This is a genomic window from Arthrobacter vasquezii, assembly GCF_029455255.1.
Classification (GTDB): domain Bacteria; phylum Actinomycetota; class Actinomycetes; order Actinomycetales; family Micrococcaceae; genus Arthrobacter_D; species Arthrobacter_D parietis.
The window spans coordinates 1-15,692 of sequence record NZ_JAROKN010000065.1; the positions used below are offsets into that span (position 1 = coordinate 1).

The 15,692-nt window shown below is 64.7% G+C and carries 16 protein-coding genes, 1 pseudogene and 1 riboswitch; of the genes and pseudogenes, 11 read left to right on the top strand and 6 right to left on the bottom strand.

Features of this window, described 5'->3' with window-relative positions; genetic code table 11:
• The 3 genes and pseudogenes from P4U43_RS15605 to P4U43_RS15615 all read left to right on the top strand — a co-directional run.
• Positions 1 to 227 (top strand): annotated as a pseudogene (locus P4U43_RS15605) (hypothetical protein); the annotation flags it as partial.
• A complete protein-coding gene (hutI, locus tag P4U43_RS15610) occupies positions 224 to 1,438 on the top strand; it encodes an imidazolonepropionase (RefSeq protein ID WP_277359565.1) in 1,215 nt (404 codons plus the stop codon). The pseudogene P4U43_RS15605 and the gene hutI, both read left to right, overlap by 4 nt.
• Before the next feature lie 120 nt (positions 1,439 to 1,558).
• Entirely contained in the window at positions 1,559 to 2,347 is a 789-nt protein-coding gene (locus P4U43_RS15615) for a CPBP family intramembrane glutamic endopeptidase (RefSeq protein ID WP_277359566.1), read from the top strand.
• Between the two features lie 44 nt (positions 2,348 to 2,391).
• Here the strand turns inward: P4U43_RS15615 and P4U43_RS15620 are convergent, their stop codons facing one another.
• Positions 2,392 to 3,033 (bottom strand): VOC family protein, encoded by a 642-nt coding sequence (locus P4U43_RS15620; protein WP_277359567.1) that lies wholly within the window; start codon positions 3,031 to 3,033, stop codon positions 2,392 to 2,394.
• A 335-nt stretch (positions 3,034 to 3,368) separates the two neighbouring features.
• A riboswitch (SAM riboswitch) is annotated at positions 3,369 to 3,499 on the top strand.
• Positions 3,500 to 3,516: 17 nt separating this feature from the next.
• On the opposite strand from P4U43_RS15620, the gene metX reads away from it, so the two are divergent.
• The 3 genes from metX to P4U43_RS15635 are packed head-to-tail and all read left to right on the top strand — an operon-like array spanning position 3,517 to position 6,195.
• Positions 3,517 to 4,704 (top strand): homoserine O-acetyltransferase MetX, encoded by a 1,188-nt coding sequence (metX, locus tag P4U43_RS15625; RefSeq protein ID WP_277359568.1) that lies wholly within the window; start codon positions 3,517 to 3,519, stop codon positions 4,702 to 4,704.
• 55 nt (positions 4,705 to 4,759) lie between these two features.
• Positions 4,760 to 5,518 (top strand): alpha/beta hydrolase, encoded by a 759-nt coding sequence (locus P4U43_RS15630; protein WP_277359569.1) that lies wholly within the window; start codon positions 4,760 to 4,762, stop codon positions 5,516 to 5,518.
• Between the two features lie 32 nt (positions 5,519 to 5,550).
• Complete coding sequence (locus P4U43_RS15635; RefSeq protein WP_277359570.1) at positions 5,551 to 6,195, top strand: class I SAM-dependent methyltransferase; 645 nt, start codon at positions 5,551 to 5,553, stop codon at positions 6,193 to 6,195.
• Here the strand turns inward: P4U43_RS15635 and P4U43_RS15640 are convergent.
• Positions 6,170 to 6,409: an RNA-binding S4 domain-containing protein gene (locus tag P4U43_RS15640; protein ID WP_277359571.1), complete on the bottom strand. Its 240-nt coding sequence runs from the start codon at positions 6,407 to 6,409 to the stop codon at positions 6,170 to 6,172. The two genes, P4U43_RS15635 and P4U43_RS15640, sit on opposite strands and share 26 nt — an antisense overlap.
• A 62-nt stretch (positions 6,410 to 6,471) precedes the next feature.
• Here P4U43_RS15640 and P4U43_RS15645 point away from each other — a divergent pair, with 62 nt between their 5' ends.
• Positions 6,472 to 7,437: a DMT family transporter gene (locus P4U43_RS15645; protein WP_277359572.1), complete on the top strand. Its 966-nt coding sequence runs from the start codon at positions 6,472 to 6,474 to the stop codon at positions 7,435 to 7,437.
• An 87-nt stretch (positions 7,438 to 7,524) separates the two neighbouring features.
• Here P4U43_RS15645 and P4U43_RS15650 read toward each other — a convergent pair whose 3' ends face one another.
• Positions 7,525 to 9,147, bottom strand: a complete 1,623-nt coding sequence (locus P4U43_RS15650; protein ID WP_277359573.1) for a M28 family peptidase — start codon at positions 9,145 to 9,147, stop codon at positions 7,525 to 7,527.
• 264 nt (positions 9,148 to 9,411) lie between these two features.
• Between P4U43_RS15650 and P4U43_RS15655 the strand changes: the two genes are divergently transcribed.
• A complete protein-coding gene (locus tag P4U43_RS15655) occupies positions 9,412 to 9,588 on the top strand; it encodes a hypothetical protein (RefSeq protein WP_277359574.1) in 177 nt (58 codons plus the stop codon).
• On the opposite strand, the gene P4U43_RS15660 is transcribed toward P4U43_RS15655, so the two are convergent.
• Positions 9,589 to 10,020: a universal stress protein gene (locus P4U43_RS15660; protein WP_277359575.1), complete on the bottom strand. Its 432-nt coding sequence runs from the start codon at positions 10,018 to 10,020 to the stop codon at positions 9,589 to 9,591.
• A 227-nt stretch (positions 10,021 to 10,247) separates the two neighbouring features.
• Between P4U43_RS15660 and P4U43_RS15665 the strand changes: the two genes are divergently transcribed.
• Together P4U43_RS15665 and P4U43_RS15670 are read left to right on the top strand one after the other, a co-directional pair.
• Positions 10,248 to 11,639: a glycine--tRNA ligase gene (locus P4U43_RS15665; protein ID WP_056549224.1), complete on the top strand. Its 1,392-nt coding sequence runs from the start codon at positions 10,248 to 10,250 to the stop codon at positions 11,637 to 11,639.
• A complete protein-coding gene (locus P4U43_RS15670) occupies positions 11,640 to 12,557 on the top strand; it encodes a GNAT family N-acetyltransferase (protein WP_277359576.1) in 918 nt (305 codons plus the stop codon).
• A 38-nt stretch (positions 12,558 to 12,595) separates the two neighbouring features.
• Here P4U43_RS15670 and P4U43_RS15675 read toward each other — a convergent pair whose 3' ends face one another.
• Entirely contained in the window at positions 12,596 to 13,411 is an 816-nt protein-coding gene (locus P4U43_RS15675; RefSeq protein WP_277359577.1) for a lysophospholipid acyltransferase family protein, read from the bottom strand.
• 44 nt (positions 13,412 to 13,455) lie between these two features.
• A complete protein-coding gene (locus P4U43_RS15680) occupies positions 13,456 to 14,211 on the bottom strand; it encodes an alpha/beta hydrolase (protein ID WP_277359578.1) in 756 nt (251 codons plus the stop codon).
• Between the two features lie 153 nt (positions 14,212 to 14,364).
• Between P4U43_RS15680 and P4U43_RS15685 the strand changes: the two genes are divergently transcribed.
• Positions 14,365 to 15,692 (top strand): YibE/F family protein (locus P4U43_RS15685; RefSeq protein ID WP_404800760.1); only part of this gene is annotated, 1,328 nt, incomplete at its 3' end.

A 15,692-nucleotide genomic window follows, 5' to 3' on the forward strand; every position in this document is an offset into this window, starting at 1 on the left:
CACTTGATCCCGCGACCGCTCGCACGGCCGGCTCTTCCCCGGCCCAGCTCGTGCTGACGGCAACAGCGCAGGATGTCACCGCCGTCGTCGTCGGTGGGGAAGTGGTGGCCCGGAACGGGCGCCATGTGCGGCTGGGGGATCCGGGCACGCTGCTCGCCGCGGCGATTGCGCGGATGGACGAGGCAGCACCAACAACGAAGGCCACAACGGGGAAGGCACTCTCATGACGGGCGCTACAACGATCATCACCGGCATCGGCGAGCTCATGACGCAGGACGCCGAGCAGCGGGTTCTCAAGGACGCGGCGATCGTGCTCGAGGATGAGCGGATCGCCTGGCTCGGTCCGGCCGCAAACGCTCCTGCCGCTGATTCCCGGTACGACGCCGGTGGCCGCGCCTGCCTGCCCGGCTGGGTGGACAGCCATACCCACCTGGTGTTCGCCGGCGACCGAACCGCGGAATTCGAGGCACGCATGGCCGGGCAGTCCTATGCCGCGGGCGGGATCTCTGTGACGGTGGACGCCACGCGGCGCGCCTCGGATGAGGAACTCGGCTCGCTCGTGGCCCAGCGGGTGGCCGAAGCCGGAGCGAACGGAACCACCTACCTCGAAACCAAGACCGGCTACGGTCTCAACGTCGAGGAAGAAGCCCGCAGCGCACGGATCGCCGCTGCAACAGCGGACGAGCTGACCTTCCTCGGAGCACACCTCGTTCCGCAGGGGTGGAAAGCGGACGACTACGTTCAGACCGTCACCGGACCCATGCTCAGCGCCGTCCGGCCCTACGTGCAGTGGGCTGACGTATTTTGCGAAACGGGCGCGTTCACACCGGACCAGAGCCGTGAAGTGCTTCGCGCATGCCGGGACGCGGGTCTGGGACTTCGGGTGCACGGGAACCAGCTCGGCCCGGGGGAGGGCGTGCGGCTCGCTGTGGAGGAGGCAGCGGCCAGCGTCGACCACGTGAACCATTTGGAGCTGTCGGACATCGACGCCCTCGCAGGTTCCTGGTCCGGCTGGGAGGGTGATCCGGACAGCCGGGGGACGGTGGCAACCTGCCTGCCCGCGTGCGATCTGTCCACCCGCCAACCCCTCGCGCCCGCCCGGCAGCTGCTGGATGCCGGAGTACCCGTCGCGCTTGCCTCCAACTGCAATCCGGGGACGTCCTACACCTCGTCCATGGCGTTCTGCGTAGCTACGGCCGTGCTGCAGATGGGACTGACGGTTGCCGAAGCTGTCCGCGCGGCAACCTACGGCGGTGCGCTTGCCCTCCACCGCGAACAAACAACCGACGACGGCGGCCGGCTGGCCGTTGGGTCGCTCGCTGTCGGACACCGCGCGGACCTGCAACTGCTGGACGCACCGTCCGCAACCCACCTGGCTTACCGTCCGGGGATGCAGCTGACCCATGCGGTGTGGCGCGCCGGGCAGCGCCTCCGTTGAGTTTTTGTCGCCTAGTTGCTGTTTCACGACGCTCAGAACAGCAGATAGGCGACAAAAACTTCCCGGGGAACCGTTTTTGTACGCTTTGGCAAGCACCGAAGCGTACGGCACCATGAAGGCATGCCAACCGCCAAAACCAGCCAGCCGTCGTCGTTATCCCCGACCGCCCGCCGGAAGAGGATCAAAGCGGAAATCCTGATTGTCCTTGGTCTGTCCCTCGGCCAGGCCGGGGTTTACGCGGTGGTGGAGTTGATCGACAAGCTGACCCGTGCGCCGCTGGCTGCGCAGACCACCAGGCTCAATCCGGTTCTGGACAACCGGCAGTACTTCGATCTCACCTACCAGCTGCTGGGAATCTTCTTTGCGCTGGTTCCCGTGGTGCTTGTGCTGTTCCTGCTCACCCAGCCGGGGAAGTCGGCCTTCCGCCGGATTGGCTTCACCTTCAGCAAACCGAAGGTCGACTTCGGTCTGGGAGTGGGGCTGGCCGCGGTGATCGGGGTGGGAACGCTCGGGGTGTACGCCGCGGGCCGGGCACTGGGGCTTACCACTGCGATCATCCCGACGGCGCTCGACACCTACTGGTGGACGCTGCCTGTGCTGGTGCTCTCGGCGATCCGTCACGCGGTGCTCGAAGAGGTCATTGTGGTGGGCTACCTCTTTGAGCGGCTCCGGGAACTGGGCTGGTCAGTCCCGGTGATTATTGTGACTTCGGCGCTCCTGCGAGGGAGCTATCACCTGTACCAGGGGATCGGCCCGTTCATCGGGAACGTGATCATGGGGCTGATCTTCGGCTACGCCTACACGCGCACCAAGCGGGTGATGCCCCTGGTGATAGCGCATGCGCTGCTGGACATTGCAGGCTTTGTCGGCTTCGCGCTCTTCGGCCCGGCTATCGGCATCGGAAGCTAACCCCCGGCCACGCGGCCTGGGGAACCAGCGTCCGAAAGAACCAATTAGATCCGGACCGCACCCTTCGGGGTTTCGAACGCTACCGACATGATGCCGGGCGTGCCGTTGGGGGCGATCCACTCGACGTCGACGTCGTCCAACGGGTGGGTGACGGGCGTTCCGAGCCACTCTGTGACGCGCTCTGCCGACCCGGCGATGGTGAGCGCGCTGAGGCGCACGGACGCGGTGCGCGCCTGGGATGGGTGGAGGGACTCCGTGCCTTCATCCCAGCGGATCATGTAGGGGACCTGAGGGTCAGCGATGAGGCCCTTGATGCCGATCTGCTGCCAGGTCAGCTCCTGCCCGTCCGGGAATTTGCGGTTACCGGGGACGGCGCTGCGGCCAAGGCGGTCCTCGAACGGGGCGAGGTCATCAACGGCTACGCACCAGCCCATCCAGCCGCCGCCGGCCTCGGACCGTGCCCGCACCGCCTGGCCAAATGGAGCCTTGTCCGAGGCTGGGTGGTCAAGGACCTCGACTACCTCGAGGTACTGGCCGTTGACCAACGGAAAAATCATGTTGCGGGTGCCAAACCGCGGGTGGATTCCACCCTTCACGAATTCAACTCCGAGGGCGTCGGAAATCCGTTCCGCAGTAGCAGTCAGTCCGTCAGGTTCGCAGGCATAAGACACATGATCCAGGCGCATGGCCCCATTTTGGCACTTTGTGATGGAGGCCTCGACTAAGGGTTACCTAAGTCACACCGCGGGCGACGATGTTCCAAGCAAAACCCAAGGTCAGAGCCGGATAGTTGCTTCACACAGGGAGCCCGGTTCCGAGACCGCCGGAGTTTCCTGCCAGGGACGCCCACTGGGTGTCCCCCTTGAGTGGGGCCGACCGTTTTCCCATAGACGCCGAACGGCCCCACTCAAGCATCCTCTGCCGCACGCGCGCCTTTCACGGCTACTACGCCAGCCGGCTTCATTTCACGGCGAGTCACACAAGTTGCCCTCACCCGCGCTGGTCAGGTTTCCTAATACGAGGTAACGAGTGACAGTGCGGCAGGTTCCACCCGCCATCAGCCCCGGCTTGCTGTCCGGCAACCCTCCCTCGCGGCGGGGTGCCCCGGGTGAAGACCAGGCCCTGCATGCAGTGCAGGAGCAAGCGCGATTCAGTGAGGCGGCAGGGTTTTGACAGGCATCACCACAGCGGTTCCGCAGCCGGAAGCGGGGCTGGTTGACGGCGTCGTCGTGCAACGGTTCCGGATTGGCCCGTTGGCGCTGGAAACAGGCGGCCATTTGCCCGATGTCGTCCTCGCCTACGAGACCTGGGGCACGCTCAATGCCGATGCCTCCAATGCGGTGCTGATCGAGCACGCACTCACCGGCAGCTCACATGTAGCGCGGGGCGAGTCCTCCGAGGATGGCTGGTGGGACGGGTTGGTGGGTCCGGGCAGAACCATCGACACGAACCGCTACTTCGTGGTGTCCATCAATATGCTGGGCGGCTGTTACGGATCCACGGGGCCGGCGTCGCTTGATCCGGAGGGCAAGCCGTGGGGTTCGCGTTTCCCCTTCGTCACCATCCGCGATTCCGTGCGTGCCGAGGCACTGCTCGCAGACCTGCTGGGCATCTCCTCCTGGCACTCCGTGCTGGGTGGGTCAATGGGAGGCGCGAGGGCTCTTGAGTGGGCTGTCACCTATCCCGGGCGGGTGCAACGGTGCGCCGTCATCGCGTGCGGAGCAGCGAGCACCGCGGAGCAGATCGCCTTCGCGCAGGCCCAGGTGCAGGCCATTCGCCTCGACCCGCGGTTCACCGGCGGCGACTACTACGGAAGCGCCGGTCCCGAGGATGGGTTGGGCCTTGCCCGGCGCATCGCGCACATCACCTACCGTTCGGAGGCGGAACTCGTACACCGGTTCGGTCGGGCAGCGCAGGGTATGGAAGAGCCTTTTGGGTCGTCGGTGCCGGGCGGGCGCGGCCGCTACCAGGTGGAGAGCTACCTGGACCATCAGGCGGAAAAGCTGGTCCGGCGGTTTGACGCCAACAGCTACGTCATCCTCACTGAAGCGCTCATGAGCCACGACGTTGCCCGTGACCGGGGGAGCCTCAGCACTGCACTCGCAGCTGCCTCGGCAGAGTTCTTCGTCGCGGCGGTGGATTCGGATCGCCTCTACTGGCCTCGCCAGTCCGTTGAACTGGCGTCCGCATTGCCCGGGAACGTTGCCGTCCACACCATTGAATCTCCCATCGGCCACGATGCCTTCCTCACCGAGATTGCGCAGCTTGAGCCCGCGCTGGCAGCAGCGTTCTATAGCAACACCGACGACGGCGATGTCAAGGAGAGCGCCTCAGCGCTACGGTTGCGCGCGGGCTGAGTCGCAGCCTGCCGCAGCACGCAGCCGGCACAGTTCAACATGCCACTATGGAGCTATGACGAATTTTTCCTCGACTGACGGTTCTGCTGCGCCCTCCTCCGCCTCCTCCTCCGCCTCCGCCTCCGCCCCCGAGACCGGGCCCGGGACCGGCCCGGCCTCGACCGCACCGACTGTCGTCTGGTCGAAGCCCGAAGACGAGCGCTCCGGCTCGCCGCTGCTGGTGCTGCTGCACGGACACATGGCCAACGAAGAAGACCTCATGGGTATCCTCGACTTCCTGCCCGACGAGTTCACCGTGGCATCCGTACGTGCGCCCGTCGCCCTGGGAGCAGGTTTCACCTGGTTCCCGCTGATGCAGGACGCCGCCTATTCGGTCGACAAGGTCACCGCCGCCGTCCAGGACGTCATTGACTGGGTCGACTCCATCAAGCAGTCGCACTCGAGCGTCACCCTGCTCGGCTTCTCGATGGGCATGGCAGTGGCAAGCTCCATGCTGCGTGCCCGGCCCGCAGACTACGCGGCCGTCGTCGGGCTCTCAGGGTTTGTTGTGCCGACCGACGGCAGCACGTTCTTCAACGACAGCGCGCTTGTTGCGAAGCCAGTGCCGTTCTTCTGGGGCCGGGATCAGGAAGACCCGGTCATTCCCGCCGATCGAATCGAGTTCACCCACGGCTGGCTGAACCGCCACACCAAGCTCACCAAGGTGCTCTACGCGGGCATGTACCACAGCATCAACGCACAGGAACTGGGACATGTGCGGGAATTTCTGCAGATGGTGGTGCCCGGCGTCAGCCGGACACCACTGTCACGGTAACGCCGTTACGGTGGCGGGTTAGACTCCCGAATGTGAAGAAAGAAACGCTCTGGGACGCAGGAAAACGCGCGGACCCCAACAGGTCAGCCGCCTACATCCAGCGTTTTGAACAGCTGATATCCGAGGGTGCGGACTTACACGGGGAAGCCCGGTGCGTCGACGCAATGGCTCCCCGAAATGCGCGTATTCTCGACGCCGGCTGCGGGCAAGGCCGGGTTGGCGGGGAACTGGCGCTGCGTGGCCATTCCGTGGTGGGAGTTGACGCGGACGCCCAGTTGGTCGAAGCGGCGAGGGCAGCCCACCCAGGGCCTGTGTGGCTGGTGGGAGACTTGACAGAGCTGGATCTGCCGGCCCGCGGAGTGGCTAAGTCCTTTGACGTGATTGTCTGCGCAGGAAACGTCCTCGCCTTCCTTGCTCCGGGCACGGCGCCACAGGTTCTTGCACGCCTGCATCGCCACCTGGCGCGCGGTGGACGCCTGATCGTCGGGTTCGGCGCCGGGCGCGGCTACACCTTCGACCGGTTTTTCACTGACGTCGCCGGCGCCGGCTTCTCCGTCTCCTTGCGCCTGGCCACGTGGGATCTTCAGGCCTGGACGCCAACATCGGACTTTCTCGTTGCGGTGTGCGAAGCCGAAGCCCGCGATGCCTGCGTTATCCCTGCACCACTGTCACGGTAACGCCGTTCACCGTCACGGAATCACCGGGATGAATCTGGCGTCCCCGGCGATCCTCGATCTCACCGTTGACTTTCACCAGGCCGTTCTCGATGAGTTCCTTGGCCTCCACCCCATCCTCGGCAAGATTGGCCAGCTTGACCAACTGGCCCAGCCGGATCATCGAGTCACGGATAGGCACTTCAGTGGCGGCGCTGGTCTCATCGTTTATGCTCATGGTTACATTCTGCCCGCCGGAAGTGACCGGCCGGAACAGGTCAGTGCCCTAGGGTTTAACGGGTGTCTCGAGCCCCCCACCTTCCCGCCGTCATCGGCCTCCCGCTGGCAATATCCTCCGGCGTAGCCATTCCGCTTCAAAGCAGGATCAACGGAGCACTGGGGCAAACGCTCGACGACGGACTTGCAGCCGCGCTCATCAGTTTCGGTACCGGATTGGTGCTGATGATCCTGATCTCGTTGCTGCTTCCGCGCGGACGGGCGGGCCTCGGCCAGCTGATCCCTGCCGTGCGGCAGCGGCGGTTTCCCCGCATCTACCTGGCCGCAGGGACCATCGGTGCGTTGTTTGTTTTCTCGCAGGCGCTCACCATCTCGGTCCTTGGAGTCGCGCTCTTTACGGTCGCCGCGGTCATGGGCCAGACGCTGAGCGGACTCGCCGTGGACAGGCTCGGGATCGGACCCGGCGGGCGGCGCATAATCACCATCATGCGGGTAATCGGCGTGACGCTGACGGTCGCGGCAGTTATCTGGGCAGTCTCACCCCGCCTCGGCGGAACAGGTACGACGGCGGCACTCATCCTTCCGCTCCTGCTTCCCATCGCAGCCGGCATCCTGGTGAGCTTCCAACAAGCCATGAACGGAACCGCCGCCGTGCAGTACGGCACACCCATTACCGCCACCCTGATGAACTTCATTGCCGGATCGGTCGTGCTCCTCGCCGCCTGGCTAGTGAAACTGGTGCTCACCGGCCCTCCTGAACCGCTGCCGGAAGAGTGGTGGTATTACCTGGGCGGGCCGATGGGATGCATCTTCATCGGTATCGGCGCCCTCCTGGTGCGATCCCTGGGTGTGCTGCTCACCGGCCTCGGAATGATCGCAGGCCAGCTGCTGGGTTCGCTGGCACTGGACCTTGTGCTCCCCACACCGGGGACCGTCGTCGTCTTCGCCACCGTGGCGGGACCGATCCTCGCGCTGGGGGCCATCATCCTGACCACGCTGCCCTGGAACCGGCGCCTGCTGCGACACTGATCCAGGAAAAGATCGCAGGCAACGAGAAGGCGGGTCGGGACCACCCGAAAGAAGTGGTCCCGACCCGCCTTTGGCTAGCCCGGGATACTACCGGTCGGCCAGTTCGGAATCGTGGTCATGCTCCGGGTGGAGCCCGCCGCCGCTTTCGGTGCCGCCGCCCAGCGGGTTGCCTTCGAAGCCGCCCTTTTGCTTGAAGTTACCCTTCACGTTGTCTCCAACGCCGTTCACCGCTGTCGTGTTCATGGCGTAGGTGAGGGTCAGATGAGCAATCGCATCGCTCATCTGGTCCAGTGACTCAACGCTGACGTTGCTCAGGTCATCACATTCTGCGTGGTAGCAGGCATCGTAGGGTTCGCCGGCAACGCCACCGAACAGTTCTGCCTGCTCCTCGGTCTTGATGCCCTCTGCACCGGTGAACAGTCCGCCTGCGGGAATGCCCTCTGCAATGAATGGTCCGTAATCACTACGTCCGCTGAACGCTGTTTCACCTGAGGCCAGTCCCTCAGCTGCGAAGTAGTCGTGGAAATCCTGCTCGATCTGACCGGATCCCGCAGGACCCTCAGCAGCGCCGGGACCGACAGGGAAGGCCGAGTTGTCACCGTCGTACACGAAGCGGCCAAAGTTGGCGGAGCCGATCATGTCGAAGTTCAGGTACAGCCCAACCCTGTCCAGCTCTCCCGTCTCCGCGAGGTCTGCGACATAGTGCTCAGCGCCGAGGAGTCCCTGTTCTTCTGCACCCCACCAGGCAAAGCGGACCTTGTTTGCAGTCTTGACCTTCTGCATCGATTCCGCGACCGCAAGGATTGCGGCGCTACCCGTGCCGTTGTCATTGATGCCGGCACCGGCCACCACGCTGTCGAGGTGAGCGCCGACCATCACCACATTGTCGGCGTCGCCGGTTGCGGTTTCCGCAAGCACGTTGTAAGTCGCGCGGTTCTCGGAGACGGTGTCCACCGTCACTGTGCCCGTGACGTTCTCGCCGATCAGGCTTACGCCCACGTCGAAGCTTGCTCCCAGGACCGGAATATCGATTCCCGGCGCCCCGAGGGTGCCGTTGATCGGACCGGTGCTGCCTTCCGATCCGGCATTAAAAATGACGACGGCGGTGGCCCCGGCTGCTTCTGCGTTGCTGGCCTTCTGCGCGAACGAACAACTGCCACGCTGTATCAGCGCAATTGATCCGGCTGCGAATCCATCGAAGTCGGTGGCTTCACACCCGCTGGTGTTGGCGCCGGCGGTACCGGTGGTGTCGACGGCGGTGATAGCGCCCACCGCTTCTCCTGCCCCGGAATAGGTCATGGTCGCGAAGGATTCCGCTGCGTAAACCTGTGATTCCGGGCTGATCTGGGTGAGGACCGAAGGGCTCAGCTGCTGGAAGTACGGGAACATGAATTCCTGCACAACGGGGGAGTACCCAGCAGCCTGGAGCTTCCCGACCACGTAGGCCACGGAGTCGTCATATCCCGGGGTTCCGGATGCCCGGGTGCCGTCATTGGCATCGGCGATCGCGTCCAGGGATTCAAGATGACCGACCACCCGGTCAACCGAGACGGCGGCGCGGAGCTTTTCAGAGGTGTTGTTGTTGCTGTTCTCGTGGGTTGGCCCGGCAGTTGCCGCCAGCCCTCCCGAGGCAACGAGCGCGAGTCCACCGGCAAATGCAAGCGATGCTCGCCGAAAATGGGCGCGCTTAAGTAGAGCGTTTGGGATCACCGTTGTTCCTTCTGTCGCAAAGGCGTGCCTACGGTTGCAGACACTCGAACCCCTGTGACGCGGATCACGGCACAGGGGTGCGTTCAATCTATGGACAGTTGTCCCGCCGCGTCAAGGGCTCCCTACCCGCCGGTAGATCACCGGTGGGAGACCGCCTCATCACCGGTAGAAAACCGCCCCCATCACCGGTAGAAAACTGCCCCCAAGGCGCGTAGGGTCGGAACTCCCGAAGCGGGGAACTATGTGAGGCAAAGGAGATTTCCCATGGGCCTAAGCAACATCATCAGGAGCGCCGCCGGCCGATTCGCAGGCGGAGGCAGCGCCGGAACAACCCGAGGCGCACCGCGGACCGGCGGGATGCGAACGGGACGTAGCGGCGCCAACCGCCCCGGTTCCGGTGGAGTCGGCGGAATGATCCGCGGCATCCTCAACCGGCGGTAGTCAGGAAGCTGTTTTCACTACGAGGACGTCGCACGGAGCGTTGTGAACAACGCTCCAGGCGACGCTCCCCAGCACTCGCCCTAGCCCCTTGATGCCCACATTGCCTACCACGAGCAATTGGGCGCCCGAGCGCTCGGCCTCTTCCATCAGGACGTCCTGGGGCTTCCCGCGGCCGGCAGCAGGGCGAATTTCCACCCCCGGGTGCTCACCGCGCAGTTTGGTTGCCACTTGCTCTGCCATCTCCAGCGCACGCTCGGCATCATCCAGCACCCAGGTTTCGCTGCCGATCTTGACGATCTCCGTGTTGCCGGTGATGTGCGCGCTCAGAACGACCAGTTCGGTTCCCAGCCCCTGCGCGAGCGTCGCTGCCCGTGATGCCGCCTTATAAGCGGTTTCGCTGCCATCGACTCCCACAACCACATTCCCTGCCATGCTGTTCCTCCTTGAACGGTGAATCCCGGGCGGTTCCCGCGCCGGACCAACAGGAACGACCTTAGCGCCAGCGAGCAGGCAGGCGTGTTTCGGTAGGCTAAGGTAGTAGCTTCGCCCGCCTGGTCCGGCACGGCAGTTCGCGTTGAATTCCGGCTGCTGGGCCGTTCCGCACGGCACAACGACGACCGCACCCAGCGGCCTGTCCAAACATGTAGAGGATGGCATTCATCGTGGCCAAGCAGGTTTCAGCCCTGGACCCAATCATTTCCCTCGCCAAGCGGCGCGGCTTCGTCTTCCAGGCCGGTGAAATCTACGGCGGTTCCCGCTCCGCCTGGGACTACGGACCCCTTGGCGCCGAGCTCAAGGAAAACATCAAGCGCCAGTGGTGGCAGTCAATGGTCCGTGGGCGCGAGGACGTCGTCGGTCTGGACTCCTCGGTTATCCTTCCCCGCCAGGTATGGGAAGCATCCGGCCATGTCGAAGTATTCTCCGACCCCCTGGTGGAGTGCCTCTCCTGCCACAAGCGCTACCGGGCTGACCACCTCGAGGAAGAGTATGAGGAGAAGAAGGGCAGGCCCGCGGAGAACGGCCTGGCGGACATTGCCTGCGCCAACTGCGGCACCCGCGGCCAGTGGACGGAACCCCAGGAGTTCTCCGGTCTGCTGAAAACCTTCCTCGGCCCTGTTGCCAGTGAAGAGGGCATGCACTATCTACGGCCCGAAACCGCGCAGGGCATCTTCGTGAACTTCAACAACGTGCTCACTACGTCCCGCAAGAAGCCACCGTTCGGCATCGGCCAGATCGGCAAGAGCTTCCGCAACGAGATCACACCCGGAAACTTCATCTTCCGCACCCGTGAGTTCGAGCAGATGGAGATGGAGTTCTTCGTCGAGCCCGGCACCGATGATGAGTGGCACGAGTACTGGATCAAGGAACGGTTCGACTGGTATACCGGCCTCGGCATCAACCCGGACAACCTGCGCCTCTTCGTCCACCCGCAGGAAAAGCTGAGCCACTACTCCAAGGGCACCACGGACATCGAGTACCGCTTCGGATTCTCCGGCTCCGAGTGGGGTGAGCTTGAGGGCGTCGCCAACCGCACCGACTTCGATCTCTCCACGCACTCGAAGCACTCCGGCACAGAGCTGAGCTACTTCAATCAGGCCACCAACGAGCGGTACACCCCCTACGTCATCGAGCCTGCCGCCGGGCTGACCCGCTCCTTCATGGCGTTCCTCGTGGACTCCTACGCAGAAGATGAGGCGCCCAACGCGAAGGGCGGCGTGGACAAGCGCACCGTCCTCAAGCTCGATCCGCGTCTTGCTCCGGTGAAGGCCGCCGTTCTCCCGCTCAGCCGCAACGAGGACCTCTCGCCCAAGGCCAAGGATCTGGGAGCCCAGCTGCGGAAGAGCTGGAACATCGACTTCGACGACGCCGGTGCCATCGGCCGTCGTTACCGCCGCCAGGATGAAATCGGTACCCCGTTCTGCATCACCGTGGACTTCGACACGCTCGAAGACCAGGCCGTCACTATCCGTGAACGCGACACCATGGCCCAGGAACGCGTTTCCCTCGACAAGGTCGAGGGCTACCTGGCGCAGCGGTTGGTAGGCGCGTAATTGGCAATCCAGTACCGCCCCTGGCGTGACGGCGACGACCTCGAACTCCTGCAGGTGTGGGGAGGCCCGCCGAATCCGCAGGCAGAGCAGTCCCGGGCACTGTTCCGGCCGTCGTCGGATTCCCCGTGGCTGCGCTGCATCGTGGCAGAAGATGCAATGGACGGTGTGGCCGTGCCGGTCGCTGCCGCTTACGTCTTCGAGCCGAAGCTTCATGATCAGCGGCTCTGGGCCTACGTTGAGGTCAGCCAGGCTCATCGGGGAACAGGGATTGCCGCCACGCTCCTGGGAATGCTCCGCCACGAAGCCGGCTCGTCGCCGTCGGGCGTTTCCACGCTGCGGGCAAAGGTGGTCCCCGGATCTGACGGCGCTGCCTTCGCAGCGGCGGCAGGCTTCCGGGAGATCCAGCGCTCGCGGATCATCGAGGTTGCACCCGGAGCGCTCGCGGTACCGAACTTCGACGACGACGACGGCCCCCAGCTTGAGGAGGCTGCAACCGGTTCGGTTGAGCTCACCAGGGCGGTGACCGAGTGGTACAACGCGGTGCACTCGTGGGACCCGGCTGATATGACGCTGGGCCAGGCGCAGCAGTTCCTGCTCGCTGATACGGCAGGTGCCGGTGGTGCCGTGGTCCTGCGTGACAAGCCCAGGAGCGCCGGCGGTGCGATTGCGGCATTCGCGCTGAGCTACACACAGAGCCGAACGGACGCGCCGGCAGACGTGCTCATCGGGTGCGACACAGGCCTGCGGCCCAGCGAGCAGAGCGCTGCCGTCGCGTCGCTGCTGGCGATGCTGGTGTATCAGTACCCCGTGCAGTTGGAGGTTGATGACTCCATGACCGCGCTGGTTGAGGTGCTTGATCCGCTGCTTGCCACTGGTGCCGCCAGGGTCGTGGCGGAAACGCGGGTTGTCAGCGACTGACCGAAGTCCTGTCGCCTGCGTCACCCGCGTCGCCTAGATCATCCGCGGCGGTAACGTCCGGCCGCGGCGTCCCGTGCATCCGCTGCAGCACGCTCGGCCTCGGTCAGCGCACCTCCACCGAGATGGGCAGGCTGCCACCACGCGCCAGGTGGCGGCACCAGCGGAAAATCAGCAATCCCGCGGTCAATGCCGTCCTGCAGTTCCGCACGTAGTTGTTCCGTCTCGAGGGCTATGTCCGCGTCCTGGGTATGCCTGATCGGTTCGCTGATGTGAACCCGGATTGGTGCACGCCAGGCCCGGCGGAGTGAGAACCCGTGACCGCGGGTCATCAGCCGGTGTGCTCCCCAGACTGACACGGGAATGAGCGGCACATCGGCTTCGGCCGCAAGGCGTACCGCGCCCGTCTTGAGCTCGCGCACCGTGAAGCTACGGCTCACACCGGCTTCGGGAAGGATGGCGATGTACTCGCCGGCGCGAAGTTTTTCGAGCGCACCCTCGTAGGCCGCGGCGCCTGCGCTGCGGTCGACGATCACGTGTCCGCAGGCGGAGATGGCCGGTCCTGCAAACCAGTGCGACGCCGCAGCCTTGGTAATCAGAAACTTCAGTTGGGCGCGGGTATGCTTCCACAGCACAAGCTCGGCAAACGCAAAGTCGAGGTAACCGAAGTGGGTGATAGCGAACACCGCTCCCTCTCCAGGCACAGGCGTTCGTGACACCCCCGTGCCTGCGTGCGCGGAAGGCAGATGTGATTCGCCGCTGACCATGACGCGCATCCGGAAGATCCACCGCAGCAGCAGACCGCTGTGCACCAGCATGCGGTAGAACCGGACGCTCTGCTTCGGAACCCAGGCCATCGTTCAGACGCCCCGCTTCGAACGGGGGGAAAGGGACAACGGGTTCACAGCGTGACGCCGAGCGGTGAGGGTTCAACGAGCACGTCCGCAGCGCGCCGGAGGTACTTCGCGTCCACCGGTGCGCCGGTGTCGTCGGAGAAACTCTTCAGCAGGTAAGAGGCGCTGAGCTCGTGCCATACGGAAAGTTTCGTGAACATGAAGTGTCCGGCACCGGTCAGCGTGACGTACCGGACGTCGTCGGCAATGTGCTGAATTCGCTGCGCGTATCTCAGTGACTGCCGCGGCGAGGTCCAGCGGTCCGCGTCCCCATGGACGATGAGCACTCTTCGTCCGGACACCTGCTGCAGCGGCGTTGTGCTGTCAAGCCATGGTGCCAGGGCTACGACGGCGCGGACCTGCGGATCATCCGCCGCGCACAGGGCCGTCAGGCCACCCATCGAGTGGCCCAGCAGGTAGACAGGCTTGCCGGGGTGACGCTTCCGGATCTGCTGCAGCGCCCAGCGCGCATCGTGCAGCGCGGACATGTGCTCGCCGTTCCATCCTCGCACCCTGTTCCGCAGGCTCCAGGTCTCAAGGCCGGCCGGGGATCCCCAGGAAGAAAGCAGCCGGGCAAACGGAATCATCCGTGCCGGGCTCAGGTGTCGTGACCGCACCGGCTCGAAGCTGTTCGAGCGCCCACCGTGCAGCACCAGCACAACCCCGCGTACGGCGCCAGCCGCCGGCCGGACCGTCACTTCCGGCGCATGCGCCATTGACCCGTCCGCATCCTGGTCGGCTTCACTGAACCGTTCCTTCGCCATGCACCCTCCACTCACTTCCGATCCGGATACACACAGGCCATGCGCTGCGTCCCTGCTCCCGACCGCCATCCTGCGTAGAATCCTCGGGGGACTCCGCACCAGGCAGGCCGGTTTCCATCCTGCCAGTAGTACACCGACAGCAAGGAACGATGAGTGGGCCACAGCCATATCCATCCTTCTGACGGGGCCGCTCCTCCACCCAACCCGGAGCAGATCGCTGCCCTGTCAAGAACGCGCCGGCGGGCGAATTTTCTCCTCGCGGCGATCCTTGTTCCGCTCGGCGTCATCACACTCGTCGCGATGATGATGCTGTGGCCGGGCGCCGACCGGTCCGGCATCACCGTTGCCGATCCGCTCGCCACCGCGCCCGGCACCTCAATGGATGTGGGTACGGTGCAGCGCGTGGTTTCGGAGGACTGCCCGTCCTCCCAACCAACCGTCGACGCCGGCGGCGAAGCGCAGCAGTGCCTGGTCGCCTACACAGAGCCTGACTCCGGCGGCTCAGCCGTTCCGGTGGAACTCAACCCTGAAATTGCACGTTCCGGTCAGGTGGAACCGGGCGATTCAATCCGCTACCTCAATCTCGACGGTGTCATCAACGGTGCAGGCACGCCCTACATTTTCGTGGACTTCGTGCGCACGCTTCCCGTGGCAGCGCTCGCGGTGCTGTACGCCGTCGTCGTTGTTTCTGTTGCCCGGTGGCGCGGACTGCGGGCGATCATCGGACTGGTGGGCGCGCTCCTCGTCCTGGCACAGTTCATGCTGCCCGGGCTGATCGAGGGCAAACCTCCCTTGCTGCTGGGGCTGGTGGGCTCGGTTGTCATCATGTTCGGGGTCCTCTACTTTGCGCACGGCTTCTCGGCGCGAACCTCGACGGCGCTGCTCGGCACGATCTTCGGACTCGCCATCACCGCGCTGCTGGCAGCCTGGGCCACGGACACCGCGAACCTCACCGGTGTGGGCAATGACAGCGCAAGTGCACTGATCAATGCAGCGCCTGAGGTCTCGCTCTCCGGAATCATCCTCTGCGGACTGATCATTTCCGGGCTCGGTGTGCTCAACGATGTGACCATCACCCAGTCCTCGGCGGTCTGGGAGCTTTACGAACTGGCGCCAGGAACGTCCACGCGGCGGCTGTTCGCCGGGGCCATGCGCATTGGGCGCGACCACATCGCCTCAACGGTCTACACGATTGCCTTTGCCTACGCGGGCGCCGCCCTTCCACTGCTGATCCTCGTGTCGCTACAGGACAGTTCCCTGATGACCGCCCTGACCAGCGGTGAACTCGTTGAAGAGGTGGTTCGTACCCTGGTCGGATCAATAGGCCTGGTTCTTGCCATCCCGGTTACCACGCTGGTTGCCGTCCTGGTGGTCAAGGCGGTCGGCCGTGGAGCCGGTCCGGTCGTCTCCAGGAAACAGCACGACGGCGCACCCACCCCTGCAGCGCTCGCCGCCGAGGAGGCGCCTGGGCAGAGTAGAGG